This is a genomic window from Pseudoneobacillus rhizosphaerae (assembly GCF_917563885.1).
Lineage (GTDB): Bacteria > Bacillota > Bacilli > Bacillales > Cytobacillaceae > Pseudoneobacillus > Pseudoneobacillus rhizosphaerae.
The window spans coordinates 1-14,479 of the sequence record NZ_CAKJTG010000031.1 but is presented as its reverse complement, the minus strand read 5'-3'; the positions used below and the strand labels follow the sequence as shown (position 1 = coordinate 14,479).

General features: G+C 35.3%; 13 protein-coding genes. 2 read left to right on the top strand and 11 right to left on the bottom strand.

Annotated features, from left to right (window positions below):
* Positions 1-213 precede the first annotated feature (213 nt).
* Positions 214-483 carry an iron-sulfur cluster biosynthesis gene (locus LRP83_RS19930; RefSeq protein WP_230498492.1) on the bottom strand — a complete coding sequence of 90 codons (270 nt, stop codon included), beginning with the start codon at positions 481-483 and terminating at the stop codon, positions 214-216.
* Between the two features lie 35 nt (positions 484-518).
* Positions 519-1,043: a YehS family protein gene (locus LRP83_RS19925; RefSeq protein WP_230498491.1), complete on the bottom strand. Its 525-nt coding sequence runs from the start codon at positions 1,041-1,043 to the stop codon at positions 519-521.
* A gap of 453 nt (positions 1,044-1,496) precedes the next feature.
* Here LRP83_RS19925 and LRP83_RS19920 point away from each other — a divergent pair, with 453 nt between their 5' ends.
* Positions 1,497-2,237, top strand: a complete 741-nt coding sequence (locus LRP83_RS19920; protein ID WP_230498490.1) for an SDR family NAD(P)-dependent oxidoreductase — start codon at positions 1,497-1,499, stop codon at positions 2,235-2,237.
* A gap of 127 nt (positions 2,238-2,364) precedes the next feature.
* On the opposite strand, the gene LRP83_RS19915 is transcribed toward LRP83_RS19920, so the two are convergent.
* The 9 genes from LRP83_RS19915 to LRP83_RS19875 all read right to left on the bottom strand — a co-directional run bounded on the left by LRP83_RS19915 (position 2,365) and on the right by LRP83_RS19875 (position 12,077).
* Entirely contained in the window at positions 2,365-3,420 is a 1,056-nt protein-coding gene (locus LRP83_RS19915) for a flavin-containing monooxygenase (RefSeq protein WP_230498488.1), read from the bottom strand.
* A 35-nt stretch (positions 3,421-3,455) separates the two neighbouring features.
* On the bottom strand, positions 3,456-3,620 hold the full coding sequence (locus LRP83_RS19910; protein ID WP_230498487.1) for a hypothetical protein: 165 nt from the start codon (positions 3,618-3,620) through the stop codon (positions 3,456-3,458).
* Between the two features lie 58 nt (positions 3,621-3,678).
* Positions 3,679-4,419 (bottom strand): ABC transporter permease, encoded by a 741-nt coding sequence (locus LRP83_RS19905; protein ID WP_230498485.1) that lies wholly within the window; start codon positions 4,417-4,419, stop codon positions 3,679-3,681.
* A 15-nt stretch (positions 4,420-4,434) separates the two neighbouring features.
* Complete coding sequence (locus tag LRP83_RS19900; protein ID WP_230498484.1) at positions 4,435-5,157, bottom strand: ABC transporter ATP-binding protein; 723 nt, start codon at positions 5,155-5,157, stop codon at positions 4,435-4,437.
* Positions 5,158-5,360: 203 nt separating this feature from the next.
* Positions 5,361-6,590, bottom strand: coding sequence for a sensor histidine kinase (locus LRP83_RS19895; protein WP_435531375.1), 1,230 nt, complete (start codon positions 6,588-6,590; stop codon positions 5,361-5,363).
* Positions 6,591-6,600: 10 nt separating this feature from the next.
* Positions 6,601-7,320 (bottom strand): response regulator transcription factor, encoded by a 720-nt coding sequence (locus tag LRP83_RS19890; RefSeq protein WP_230498481.1) that lies wholly within the window; start codon positions 7,318-7,320, stop codon positions 6,601-6,603.
* 252 nt (positions 7,321-7,572) lie between these two features.
* Positions 7,573-7,899 carry a hypothetical protein gene (locus LRP83_RS19885; RefSeq protein ID WP_230498479.1) on the bottom strand — a complete coding sequence of 109 codons (327 nt, stop codon included), beginning with the start codon at positions 7,897-7,899 and terminating at the stop codon, positions 7,573-7,575.
* A 588-nt stretch (positions 7,900-8,487) separates the two neighbouring features.
* Positions 8,488-10,644, bottom strand: a complete 2,157-nt coding sequence (locus LRP83_RS19880; RefSeq protein ID WP_230498478.1) for a M28 family peptidase — start codon at positions 10,642-10,644, stop codon at positions 8,488-8,490.
* 470 nt (positions 10,645-11,114) lie between these two features.
* Entirely contained in the window at positions 11,115-12,077 is a 963-nt protein-coding gene (locus LRP83_RS19875; RefSeq protein WP_230498477.1) for a tRNA dihydrouridine synthase, read from the bottom strand.
* Between the two features lie 484 nt (positions 12,078-12,561).
* On the opposite strand from LRP83_RS19875, the gene LRP83_RS19870 reads away from it, so the two are divergent.
* Complete coding sequence (locus LRP83_RS19870; protein ID WP_230498474.1) at positions 12,562-14,115, top strand: ABC-F family ATP-binding cassette domain-containing protein; 1,554 nt, start codon at positions 12,562-12,564, stop codon at positions 14,113-14,115.
* Positions 14,116-14,479: the final 364 nt, after the last annotated feature.

Below are 14,479 nucleotides of genomic sequence, written 5' to 3'. Positions count from 1 at the left end.
TATATAATCAAATCGATGTGTTTATGCTAACTCTTTTTTTTTATTATGTCAATATACTTTGAATTCAAACTGTATTAACAAATAGGGAAATATCCTTCGAACACTCGCTATTACTCACGTTCTTGTTATGGTGGGAATTAATACCATAATAAGTAATGATTGTTAAAGATGATTTTGTTATAAAAAAGAGCCAAATCCCTTAAGGGATCTGGCTTATATTATCTCAAATTGTTTAAAACCCGTTTTATCAGGTATAAAATCTAACGTTTTATTTCTGAAATAGTGGCACTCACCTTTGTCGATGATAAAACTCATCTCATCTACTATCATTTCATCATCATTTGGCAGAATAGACTCTTCTAGCCGTAATTTCAGTTTCATAAAACAGCTTTTACGCATTTGTAACCGGATTAATTGATTATTATTTGCATCCTTTAATCTGTTTTGTAGTTCTGCTTTTGCTGCTTCAGTTACAATAAACACAAAAATCCCCCACTTTTTTGTTACTATCTATATCCCTATCCTCGATATTTGATTGCCAGTCCTTTTAAGAAATTTCTAGCGTATCGATCACCGCACTCTTTGTAATTTTTATGCCCTTCTTTTCTTAATAGAGCACTTAATTCACCTTTTGTAATATTAACTCCAGCAGTTGCTAAAATATCAATCATATCCTCGCTAGTTAATGCTAGTGCTATCTTCAATTTTTTTAGTAATAGATTATTAACTCTTTCTTTAGTCTTTATTGAAGGTGCCGTCTCTGGAGCTTGTCCTGGTTTTGGGTCTTGTTTCCCTCTTTTAAAGGTTATAAAGCCATTTAAGAAGGATTCTAACATGCTATCATTGCATTTTATTTGGTCTTCATTTTCTTCAACATCACCAAATTCAGTTTCATTATAGTCATCATCTTTTGATTTTGTTAGTATCTTCAGCACTTCGTCTTTTGTTACTTCGATACCACCGAGCTTAAAGATTTCTACCATATCTTTATTTTTTATATCTAGCGCATACCTTAAGCGAATTAAAATATCATTATTTTCCATATTATCCTCCATTAAACTCCTTTTTTACAGTTCATATTTTTTGTCATCTTATATGCAAAAATCATGAACTTGAGTTTTAAATATTGATTAGGGAATAGTTCAGGAACCTCTTCCCACTTTCTTATTTTACTTCTTATCTTTACCATATCATAATTTTAATTGACCTTTATTATGATATTTTATTGATAAGGAATGAAAAAAACACATTTATCCCAAATTAGAGATTCTCTAATTGACAATATATTTATATAGTATTTACATTAACCATGTTCACTAGTTGTTAACAACTATCACTTTTATCATTAATATCTCGAATTCGAGAAATAGGAATCAAATTATTATCAATATTTAATATCGGAAAGGTGATTCTACAGGGGAGTGAAACGGAATTAAACTTTCTAATACGGAAACTATAATATAGTATACCAAACTCAGAAATTGGAGGAACTTAGCATGAAATTACAAAATAAAGTAGCGATCATCACTGGGGCAGCACAAGGAATGGGTGCTATGCATGCTCGGAAATTTGTTGAAGAAGGCGCAAAAGTTGTTATTACCGATATTAATTTAGAAGCAGCTCAAAAGTTAGCAGATGAATTAGGACAAAATGCAATTGCTTTGAAACTCAATGTATCAAAGGCTGATAATTGGAAGGAAGTTGTAGAAAAAACGGAGGAAAAATTTGGACCAGTCACAGTATTAGTTAATAATGCAGGAATTGGCATTTTTAAACCATTGGAAGAACTAACAGAAGAAGACTTTAGATTAACATTTGAAATCGATGAATTAGGCGTATTTTTAGGTATGAAGACAGTCGTACCTTCTATGAAAAAAGCAAATGGTGGGTCTATTGTTAACATCTCATCAGTTGACGGTTTAGTAAGTGCGCCCACAGCAATTGCTTATAGTGCATCAAAACATGCTGTCACTGGTATGACAAAGGGTGCCGCCGCTGAACTAGGTCAATTCAACATCAGAGTGAATTCAGTTCATCCTGGAGTTATTGAGTCTCCTATGGCTGAACAAGGTGATGTAGCTGAAATTATTAAAAAATTAGAACAAGACATTCCGTTAAGAAGAAGAGCAAAAACAGAAGAAGTTTCCAACTTGGTTATTTACCTTGCTTCAGATGATTCAAGCTATTCAACAGGTTCCCAATTTGTTGTAGATGGCGGTATGATTTCAGATCTATAATTTCTAACTTCTATTCTATGATAATTTGAAGAAACTTCTTACAACACTAGAACTAAACAGGATATAGCAGTCTGACAAGACAGACTGCTATATTGAGGTCTATTAGTAATCGACTAATTACCCTATTTTATAATTCATTAAGTTTTAGAATGGATGTAACAATAAACTTTGCATCTAATCCCACACCACAAACTAAGGCGGAACCTCTTTGATATTGCCAAGGAAGACCGATAAAATATAATCCTTTAATTGGGCTTACCCCTCTTTCATGGATTGGTTTTCCATTAGGCGACGTGACCCCATCTATGTTAATCCACTCATAAGACGGAATAAAACCTGTTGACCAAATAATATTCTCAACAACTTGTGTATCATTATCTTCAAACATCACTACGTTTCCATCAGCTTTTATTACCCTTGGCTTAATCATAATCCGATTATCAGAAATTAATTTTTTTAGGTCAGATCCGAAAATTGGGTCACTTTGTCTTTGAAACCATTTGCCTTTTCTAGTATCAATCCCAGCGTACAATAATCCAACCATTTCTAACCAATTAAAGATGCTTCTCCCTAACAAACGAAGCGGTAAAAACTTAAAGGGATGACTAACGGCTAACGTTACATTTCTCTCTTTTGCTAATTCTACTGCAATTTGCGCACCAGAATTTCCTCCACCAACAACTAATACTGAACCGCTACGTAATTGATTGGGGGAAAGATAGGAGGAGGAATGTATTTGAAATAAATTTTTCTCGGTATGATTACTCATGAACGAAGGAACAAATGGCTTTTGAAAAGCTCCTGAGGCAATTACAATTTGCTTGGAATATATTACGCCTTGATTGGTTGTAACTTCAAAGTCATCTTGGTTTTTGTTTATCTTTAAAACCGATGTATTTAATTTTACTGGTAAATTAAAGTGGTTCACATACTTTTCTAGATAGTCAGCCATATCATCTTTTGAAGGAAACTCATCTGCAGAACCTTCCATTTGCATACCAGGTAAGGAGCTATATTGGCGTGGAGTAAATAATACTAATGATTCATATCTTTTTCTCCAGGATTCTCCAATTCTATGATTTGATTCTAATAGGACGAACGATAGTCCTTTATTTTTCAAGAAATATCCGATACTAATGCCCGCTTGCCCGGCCCCAACTACGATTACATCATAATTATCCATTTCAATTAGCTCCCCCTCGAAAACATCATCCCTTACTATATCTTACTACGTATTTGTTTTAATCCTATAATGATATAAATGGCCAACAGAATTATTCCTGCAGTCATTAAAGTCACACTCTTATTGATATATCCTAATAGGAACATAGGTACTGTTGATGGAGTCAAATATAATAGATTTAACGTATGATTCTTCTCCAAAAGAAAAACTCCTTGAGTTTTTTGTTGTAAGCTGTTCACCTTTTCATAGTACAGGTAATTAATCAGTCCATCGAAAAAATCTCGTTCCAATAATCGTCGAAACAATAAGGATTCCTGCTAATACAATTAAATCCACTAAAGCACCGGCAGTAAAAAGTGAGCCGTTCCAACCATCCCTTAATACATTTACTACATACGTTAGAGGTATGATCACAGCAGATTTTTGCAAAATTTCCGGAAAGGCGTCTAAAGGAATCGTTGCTCCTGATAAAAACATCATCGGATACATGGCAATCATCGCAATCCCTAAAGCTGTTTGCATACGCTTGGCAAGGCTAGATACAATAAATCCGATTGAAAAAAACGTGATGGAACAGAAGGTTAGTGCAATAAAGAACTGTAACGGATGCTCTGTTATTCCTGCTCCAAAGCCAAATTTGGCAATCAATAATATTTCAATTGCACCTACATAAATCGCGAAAAATCCCTTTATTATAGTTGCTGTAAAGATAGCTTTTTGATTAAGGGGAGTTCCTTTTAATCGTTTATAAACTCCTTTCTCTCTATCGATGACCACTTGGAGTCCCATGGAGAAAAAAGCTGTTGTAAAAATAATAATCGCAATCATACTTGGAATATAGGCTTGAAAATAATCCAGACCATCGTAGGAATCCGATTTAAACATCATGCCGAACACAACAAAGCTAACGGCTGGTACAATAAATGTAAATAATAACGCTAATGTCTCCCGAAAAAATAATTTCATTTCCATTTTGGTATGAACTAATACTGTTTGCATAGTTATTCCTCCCTTTTATACTCCTACCGCATATTGTAAATAAACATCTTCCATCGAACCTTCACCATCTAGCAGAGAGTTGATTAAATTTTTGGGTTGATCACAGGCAACAAGATGGCCCTTTTTAATAATTGCGATACGGTCGCAATGTCTCTGCGCTTCATCCATATAATGAGTCGAAAGAATAATCGTTTTACCTTCTGCACGAAAACGGTTAATACAATTCCACAACTCTAGGCGTGCTTGAGGATCCAAGCCTGTAGTTGGTTCATCTAGAAAAATAATCTCAGGATCATTCACTAGTGCAAGAGCTAATGAAGTACGCTGCTGCCATCCACCAGAAAGGTTTTTCACATATTTATTGAGATAAGGCTCAAGTCCTAGAGCTTGAATGATCTCCTGTAGATCTCTTTTTTTATCATAATAAGAACTGAATAATTCAAGTGCCTCTTTGACTTTAATGCGATCGTATAGAGCAGTTTGTTGAAGTTGAATACCAATTTTTTGCTTGATTTCATAAGACCCATCCATTATATCTAATCCAAGAACCTTTACAGATCCACTTTCAGGTGTACGTAATCCCATCATGATTTCTAGGGTTGTAGATTTCCCTGCTCCATTTGCACCGATAATACCAAGCACTTCTCCTTTGTTTACTCTAAGCGAAATACCATCAACCGCCTTTACATTTCCATAGCTTTTGCGTATATTTTCAAGTTCAATAACGATTTCCTTCATTCATAACACCCTTTCCAATGTTTGTTCCTCATTTCCATAACTTTATATTACAAGTGCAATCTTAAATTAAGCTTAACTGAACCATATTTTACTATTAAAATCATTCCTTTTAGGCTAATAAAATGATTTCCAATGCAAAAAACCGCTATTGATATGAAAATCAACAGCGGTTTCTAATTATTAAGTCTGATTTACTTCTCATTCTAGTTTCCAATTTCTATTGGTAGTTCCATAATAAAGTTCGTCTTACCTCTTTCTGGACTTGTATCTAAAGTTAACTTACCACCATGTCTTTCCAGTATTTTTTTTGTAATGGCTAGCCCTAAACCAGAACCACCATCATTCATCCTGCTTTTATCTCCTCTTACAAAAGGGTCAAATAGTGTTTCAGCAATTTCCTCTTTGATACCTACACCATTATCACCTAACTCCATTTTTATTGAATTAAATGTTTTTCTCAAACGAATATAGACCATCGTTTTATTTGGGTTATATTTTATCGTATTTTCTAAAATGTTTGATATAGCCCTATATAGAAGTTTTTGATCAAAAAGATATAACATCTTCGTATTGGGGATATCAATTTCAAGTTCCATTTCCTTTTCTAAAAACAATTCATAGTATTCCACTATAACTCCCCTAAAAAACTCACATATATCACTTTCTGCCTTTTGAATGGGGAAATCAGGGCTATCTAACTTTGAAAACATAAACAATTCATCGATCAAAGTGGTCACTCTAATCGACTTATCATAGATATACTTCATGTATTTTTTCTTCTGTTCCTCATCTTCAATGACTCCTTCGTATAAGGCTTTCGAGTAGCCTTGTATCGTAGTCATGGGCGTTTTGAGATCATGGGAGAGATCGGCCAGCATTCTTTTTTTACTTTCCTCAAGAATCGTCTTTTCTTCATTTTTCCTTTCTAACTCTTTTGCCACACGTGTAAGATTTTCATTTAATTCCTTATACCGTAAGGAGCTCTTCATAATAAATGGGAGGATACTTCCTCCAAACAATGGCGGTATCATTGTTAATACTACATAAAATGGATGAACAAACACCGTTTTATAAATCAGATATAAACTGATGACAGTAAAGAACCCACATAACCAATACATCCATTTCAATGGCAAACGAGCAATCTGAAACACAAAGACAAAAATGATATAGATGTACATCGGATTGTAAAAATAGCCAAACATAACCGTAATGACCATTTCTGCAGCTACTAAGTAGTTAGTTATCCGAGTGCTCCAAAAAGCATGCCTATATGCAAGAACAAAAACAATCAATAACAAGAGCCCTGGGTATAGTTTATTGGGTGGCTCCTGAAGCATAAAGTAGATTGGTATTATCATATTTCCTAGATAAATGTATGGAAAAAACCCTTCTTCAGGTGGAAATATTTTCTTAAGAAGATAACTCAACATGAACCATTCCTTAAATTTTTTTTTCTAATTTGTAACCTAATCCTCTCACCGTTTTTAGATAAGCTGGTTTTTTAGGATTCTCTTCAATCTTTTCTCTAATTTTGGAAATGTGGACATTGATTGTGTTGTCACCATCTCCATCTATGTAATAATCATTCCAAGCTCTCTCAAAAATCTGTTGTTTCGTAAAAACTCTCCCAGGTGAATCCATTAATAGTTCTAAAATTTTGTATTCTATTTTCGTTAATGGGATCACCACTCCATTTCGAATAATGGAAAAAGCATCTTCATCTAAAATAAGATTTCCGACCGTTTTTTTACGAGTATCTGGGATATTTGTTTGTTGTGAATCTTCATTAGAATAATTATAACTTCGTCTTAAAAGAGCTTGAACTCTTGCAACAACCTCTAAGGGATTAAATGGTTTTTGGATAAAATCATCTGCTCCTAACCCGAGACCCAAAATTTTATCATGATCCTCATTTTTCGCAGATATGATAATAATAGGGATGGCATGTGTTTCTCGCACCTTTTTAATCAATTGGTACCCATCAATAATAGGCATCATAAGATCAACTAGAATTAAATCTATTTTATGATTGTGAATAGCCCGAATCGCCTCATTACCATTCTCCGCTTCTATAATATGATAACCGTCCTTTTCTAGATAAAGACTGATTAGTTCTCTAATTTCAGGTTGGTCATCTATGATTAAAATTGTTCTAGTCACAACCTAACCCTCCTAATCTATAAAAATTACTTTTCCTATATTATAACAAGTGATAATAGGACTTAATAGAAAATAATGTAAATAGTCTGAACAATCCTTTTCCCGCCAAATCAAAAAACCAAGGAAATCTATTCCTTGGTTTCACACTTTTAATTTTTCCTTTTCGATCGCTTTTAATCGAACGGCTTCTGGTAATCTATTATTGAAGTATTAATAATGCAGCGAAATTGAAGAAATCAGTAATTAAAAATATTAGGCAAAACACACTCTTACGCTACCTTCTTTTTGTGCGGTTGCTAAACAGTTTAGTATAAAAGTCAGGATTTGTTTTTGATCCCAATCTAAAGATACACTTTCTGATAGTGAATCACTATTAAAAAATTTTTTGTAGGCATTTATAGCCTTTTCAATTTGTTGTTTGGTGAAGGCAGAACTGTCGCCTGATCCACTAACTCCTGCATAGAAATTATTTGCATCAAGTAAATGATACAGTATGGTAGCATTATAATTCCCCATGCTAAAACGAGCATAAGCAATTTCTTCCCCTTCTTTATTGAATCCTGATATATCATGACCCATTGATAAACCTCCTTTAAAAATAAATTCCAAGAAAATCAGAGACCATGAGACCAACAGTAACCTAGAATTTCCTTTACGATTTCCCTCATGACCATGAATTGCGCATTTAATTGGTTTAGAATGGTACTTTATTGATCCTCTACCGTTACGTTTATGCCATCTTACTCAAAACTGCTTGCATAACAGCATTCCTCTTTTAATAACTTCGAATGAATCGGCAACATCCCCAGCTATACTAGTTATTAAATGTATCTACTCGCTTCAGCATTTAACAGAAAGTTAAGAAATAATAGTAGGATTAAAATGATGAAAATAAAAGGGGAGGATTGCGGTTTTAATAGAATGGGGCTTCAATTTCAAAAATTAACTTTTACCGTTGTTTTGACAATTTTCACCTCTCTTCCGGTAAAATTATAGCACACCGTATTTAATAATTTTTTTTTTTGCACTAACGGTTTTCTACATTTTTGTGAACATTTTGATAAAACAAAAAATGAAACGCCCAATCCACCTTATAGCAAAGCGTACTGCCAATCACACAAAAATGACCCCTATCCTTTTTTTAGATAGAGGTCATTTTTGTTTGCTTTATTTATTTAACATTCCACCAATCGTTTGAATGCTGGTTACTTCTTCTTTGACTAATGTATCAAGAAGTTGTTTTTGGCTTTCTAAAGCTTGTTCAAGCGTTTTTACTTCCTCTGCAACGTTAGCATTCGGTTGGTCACGTTTTGCTATTAGCGAATTAATTGGATCAAATAAATCCACATGTCCTACAACTCGTCCAGCTCCCCACATCAGTCTGTCTGCCGGTTGATCTAAAACATAGTCCGTGAAGTAGTCATATACTTCTCGTTCCCAATCATAAGTGTACCAGTTGTTATCAATTTTCCATAAGTACTCATCAAGTGCCGTACCAATTTCACCATTCTTTAATGCTTCGATTGATAGAGACAGGTTTTCAATATTATTTTGGGCATGTTGATGGGGGAAAATTAGCTCATCTTCCCATGTTAATTTTAATAATTGATCTTGCGCTACTTTGTAAACATCTAATAATTTTGTATTAAGCGCTCTACTTTCATCATAAAGTTTTTGAGCTGCTTCTGTGTCGTCTTCATCTAGAGCTTTTCGGTAGCTATCATTTACGCTCTTTACTTCTTCATTTACTTTGTTTGCTAAACCAATCGCTTCATCCACTTTTACCACAAGCTCGTCTGATTTTACACCAGCTTGTTCAAAGACTTCCTGCTTGATGGAATCTTTTAAAGCATTTAACCGTACTGTAAAATCTAATGGCACGACAGCTGTTTGGTCATAATAAATGGCCAGCATTCCGTATAAATTATGGTGGAATAAGAATGCTTTTTCATTATATGTTTCTTCTGTATCAAATTGTGAATGATAATGTGTTCTCATAAAATCACTATCTTGGAAATCATTACGTAATGCTGGAACGCCTGCGATTGAGTAAGAGAAATCGTCTGACCAAGTGCGTAATGGTGACACGACTGATACTCCATCTTTATAAACACCTTCTACTGCAGGAACCGTTTTTGCAAATGTTTCTAAGTATGGTTTTAACTCATAAATAGAGCGAATTTCTTCACTTGTTGTATGTTCATACGCCGGAAGTTCGAAGTTGATATTCGCAACTGCCTTTCCTACCCATTCAGGATGGATTCTAAAGATTTGGTTGTACGCACCCGTTGACCAGTCATAGCGAGTATCGGAAACTCCCCACTCCTCCGCTGCAAGTGCATTAAAAATAATTGTTTTCTCTGGTTGGTAGCCACTATCCACTAACCCTTTTGCAATTCCAAGCATTAGTGCAATCGCGGCATTATCATCTTGGAATCCTGCAAAGTAAGAATCATAGTGTGCTGACAGAATAATATATGATTCTGGGTCTTTTCCAATGATTTTCCCATAGTAGTTATACGATTTGCCATCAAACTTGACAACAGATTTCGCATCAAAGTTCACCTTATATGAACCTGTTTTACTTGCTTTGATTGCTTCTTTTAATACATTGGCGTCTGTTTGTGACATTGAAAATACAGGCGCGTCATCAGGACCACAAATATCTTGTGCATTCAAGGCATCTGGACTCACTTCAGAATAGCCACCGTTTTGAACAGCAATCACAGCCGCTGCACCTTTCAAGTGGGCTTGGTACGTCGGGTAAGTAACCCACCATTCTGTGCGTTGATTAATATCTATTAAAACAAGTTTGTCTTTAACATCTAATTCAGCAAGGTCATTTTTTGTACCTCTTCCAGCATAGACTACCTCATATTCTTTTTCACCTTGTGAATCAAAATTGATTTGATAGCCACCTAACACGGCTTCGTATTTCTTACCATTTACATCTGTAAAGGATAAGTCGGCATTCTCAAATTCCCATGTATCTAATGTAAATTCATCTCGAGTTACTTCTGTTAACCCGATGTTTTTCATTTCTTCGTAAATTTTATTACCTGTTTTAATTTCTGCTTCCGAACCAGCAGTACGATAGCCTAATTTTTTATTCGTTTTGAACTCTTCTAAACTCTTTGCAAAGTTGAATGAATAGTCTAAATCTACCTTTTCTAAATAGTCTTTACTTGCTTTATCAAACACGCCATTTGTTGCTGTTTCGCTAGGCGCTTTTTTCGGATCTTTCTCGCTTGCTTCTTCTTTACAAGCTGTCAAGACTGTTAAAACAACTAGCATTAATAAAAGAAAACTCCATTTTATCTTCATTTTTCGTGTCAACCTTCCCTCCATTGTTATTACTTGTCTAATTAAACAATGTTTACCTTTTTATTTCAATATAATTTTATAGTATACTACTAAACTAATCCAAAGCTGATTACGACAATAGACATTAAAAATTTTATCCACTTTCAAATTTCTAAACTGCGGAGGTATTTAATATAATTGGGGTCTGTCTTCCGATATAGTAAAGCGTTAATTCATTGGGAGACTGTCCCTTTGATTTCCGTGAAGACCCGAAAAGTCTTTTCCAGTACAAATTCACACAAATAAAAGAGCCCAGTCCATTTAAGTGACTAGGCTCAAGTGAGTTTACAGCTTCTTACTGAGTGTGGTGGGTTGATTATATTCTTAAGACCTTTTTCTTTCAGAAAACAGACTTGATCAAATCAAAGTTGCCGGCTGTAAAGGAATTCTCTCACTTTTTGAGAGTTACATCATTTTACTGTCCCGTCCTATCAATTTTCTATTTCAAAGTTATCAAGCAATGCACGCACTTCATTTGTTGATTTCGTGTTCATCAATTGGTTTCTTAATTCGGCAGCTCCAGGGAATCCTTTGACATAAATTTTGAAAAAGCGATGAAGCCCTGTGATTGAACGTGGCAGTACTTCCGCATATTGATCTTGAAGATCAAGCTGCAGTCTTAAAAGATCAAGGTATTCTTTACTACTATGCTCTTTAGGCTCTTTTTCAAAAGCAAAAGGATTTTTAAAAATACCTCTTCCAATCATTACGCCGTCAATTCCATATTGTTCAGCAAGCTGCAGCCCAGTTTGACGGTCAGGAATGTCACCATTGATGGTTAGTAGCGTATTGGGTGCAATACGGTCACGTAATTTTTTGATTTCCGGAATTAACTCCCAATGTGCATCTACTTCGCTCATTTCCTTTCTTGTACGTAAATGGATAGAAAGGTTCGCAATATCCTGTTTTAAAATATGCGTTAGCCACTCCTCCCACTCCTGAACCTCCTTAAAGCCCAGTCGTGTTTTCACACTAACAGGCAGTCCGCCGGCTTTTGCTGCTTGAATAAGTTCGGCCGCAACATCTGGACGCAGAATAAGGCCACTACCTTTCCCTCTTGATGCTACATTCGGAACAGGGCAGCCCATATTAATATCGATACCTTTAAATCCTAGCTCAGCCATGCCAATACTCATTTGCCGAAAATATTCGGGATTATCCCCCCAAATATGTGCCACTATTGGTTGCTCATCTTCTGTAAAAGTCAATCGGCCACGCACACTTTTCATGCCCTCTGGATGACAATAGCTATCCGAATTTGTAAACTCAGTGAAAAATACATCCGGCCGTCCGGCTTCACTTACTACGTGACGAAATACTAAATCTGTCACATCTTCCATTGGAGCAAGTACAAAAAATGGTCGTGGTAAATCACGCCAAAAATTATCTATCATTTTAAATTCAAATCCTCTCATAAGGGTTACTATGTCCACCCGTAATCCCAAATTCTAGAAGCAAAAATGCACCTATTTCTTTTACACTTATACCATGTCTAAGTACATTTTATCAAACTAACATCACTGTCTCTTTAAAACCAAATTTATCCTGTTAAAATTCACCTGATTAACAGCATTTCACTGTTAAATTTAAAATAAGGAGTTTGTTTAGAACACAACCAATTCTTTCATTTTTTGTATAACTATTCCCACATAAGAAAACCTCATTTCTTACATCCTGATTCGGTAGTATAATAGACTCTTACCGATTGGAATAGGTCCAAATAAATATTATTCCAAAAATATTTAAATAAAAAGCAGCAGACTTTAATTTAGCCCAAAAATCGAATTACTTTTTTTAATAAATATAACTTCAAGATAGAAAAAGCAGTCTAAATCTAGTAAGATATCCACATGTGACATTAGAGAAGGAGTTAAAAAAATGAGCGTATTAAACGTACAAAATTTAAGTCACGGTTTCGGTGATCGTGCGATTTTTAATAATGTGTCTTTTCGCCTTTTAAAAGGAGAACACGTTGGACTAGTTGGGGCAAATGGTGAGGGTAAGTCTACATTCATGAATATTGTGACTGGGAAGTTGCAACCCGACGAGGGGAAAGTGGAATGGTCACGAAAGGTTCGTGTTGGTTATTTAGATCAGCATGCTGTACTTCAAAAAGGTACGACGATGCGTGAAGCTTTAAGTACTGCATTTCAATATCTATTTGATGCTGAAGCAGAGATCAATGAACTTTATGCAAAAATGGGTGATGAAGGTGCTGATATTGATGCCCTGCTTGCTGAAGTTGGAGAGCTACAAGAAACATTAGATAGTAATGATTTCTATCAAATTAATTCAAAAGTTGAGGAAGTTGCTCGTGGTCTAGGGTTAGACGACGTTGGACTCGATCGAGATGTAGATGATCTTAGCGGCGGGCAACGTACGAAAGTTTTGTTAGCTAAGCTTTTGCTAGAAAAGCCCGAAATCCTATTACTGGACGAGCCTACGAACTATTTAGATGAACAGCACATCGAATGGTTGAAGCGCTATTTACAGGAATATGAGAACGCATTTATCTTGATTTCACATGATATCCCATTCTTGAACAAAGTTGTTAACTTAATCTATCACATGGAAAACCAAGAGTTGAATCGCTATGTTGGTGACTATGATAACTTCTTAAATATTTATGAAATGAAGAAGCAACAGCTAGAATCGGCTTACAAGCGTCAACAACAAGAAATTGCTGGTTTGAAAGATTTCGTTGCTCGTAACAAGGCAAGTGTTGCGACTCGTAATATGGCGATGTCTCGTCAGAAGAAGCTCGATAAAATGGAAGTTATTGAATTGGGGAAAGAAAAGCCGAAACCAGAGTTTAATTTCAAAGAAGCTCGTACAGCTAGTCGTTGGATTTTCACGGCTGAAGATCTTGTTATTGGTTACAATGAACCACTTTCTCGCCCTCTGAATTTAAAAATGGAACGCGGACAAAAAATTGCATTCGTTGGTGCAAACGGTATTGGTAAGTCTACTCTTTTAAAAAGTATTCTTGGGTTGATTAATCCGCTGAAGGGTAAAGTGGAACGTGGTGAATATCAATACATTGGTTACTTCGAGCAGGAAGTGAAACAGTCCAACTACAACACTTGTATTGAAGAGATTTGGAGCGAGTTCCCAGGTATGAATCAGGCTGAGGTCCGTGCTGCTCTTGCAAAATGTGGATTAACGACGAAGCATATTGAAAGTAAGGTCGAAGTCCTTTCTGGTGGAGAAAAAGCCAAAGTTCGTTTGTGTAAAATTTTAAACACAGAAACGAATTTATTAATTCTAGACGAGCCTACCAATCACTTGGATGTGGATGCAAAAGAAGAATTGAAGCGTGCTTTAAAGGCATATCGCGGAAGTATCTTGATGGTATCCCACGAGCCTGATTTCTATCGTGAAATTGCGACCGATATTTGGAATTGTGAGGATTGGACTACGAAAGTGTTTTAAATAAAGATTTAAGGGGTATCCAATACTTGGGTACCCCTTTATTATGGCTGTTTTGCAATAATTGTTGTTATGTTTAGATAAATTCTTTTGAGTTTTACCTAATCACCTTTTATTCGGACAAGATGACCCATAATTCTCTCCATAACCGAGTGGAGCTGGCCCTATTGATTCCAATAAGCGGAGATTTTCCGGTTAAACTGCGAATAGAGCTCTTTTCGGGCTAAATAAGGGGAGATTTTCCGGTTATGTCAAGCAAATTCCCCTTTTTTAACGTTTTTCTAGTCAATAGGCGGAATATCTCCGTCTATTTTAGCTATTTTTGATTTTATCTTTTAATTAAGCGGAATTTTTCCGTCTATTTATC

Excerpts from the sequence above, each read along its gene's own strand:
- LRP83_RS19925 (WP_230498491.1), bottom strand. The coding sequence starts at position 1,043 with ATGGAAAATAATGATATTTTAATTCGCTTAAGGTATGCGCTAGATATA.
- LRP83_RS19920 (WP_230498490.1), top strand. The coding sequence starts at position 1,497 with ATGAAATTACAAAATAAAGTAGCGATCATCACTGGGGCAGCACAAGGA.
- LRP83_RS19915 (WP_230498488.1), bottom strand. The coding sequence starts at position 3,420 with ATGGATAATTATGATGTAATCGTAGTTGGGGCCGGGCAAGCGGGCATT.
- LRP83_RS19905 (WP_230498485.1), bottom strand. The coding sequence starts at position 4,419 with ATGCAAACAGTATTAGTTCATACCAAAATGGAAATGAAATTATTTTTT.
- LRP83_RS19900 (WP_230498484.1), bottom strand. The coding sequence starts at position 5,157 with ATGAAGGAAATCGTTATTGAACTTGAAAATATACGCAAAAGCTATGGA.
- LRP83_RS19895 (WP_435531375.1), bottom strand. The coding sequence starts at position 6,590 with ATGTTGAGTTATCTTCTTAAGAAAATATTTCCACCTGAAGAAGGGTTT.
- LRP83_RS19885 (WP_230498479.1), bottom strand. The coding sequence starts at position 7,899 with ATGGGTCATGATATATCAGGATTCAATAAAGAAGGGGAAGAAATTGCT.
- LRP83_RS19880 (WP_230498478.1), bottom strand. The coding sequence starts at position 10,644 with ATGAAGATAAAATGGAGTTTTCTTTTATTAATGCTAGTTGTTTTAACA.
- LRP83_RS19875 (WP_230498477.1), bottom strand. The coding sequence starts at position 12,077 with ATGATAGATAATTTTTGGCGTGATTTACCACGACCATTTTTTGTACTT.
- LRP83_RS19870 (WP_230498474.1), top strand. The coding sequence starts at position 12,562 with ATGAGCGTATTAAACGTACAAAATTTAAGTCACGGTTTCGGTGATCGT.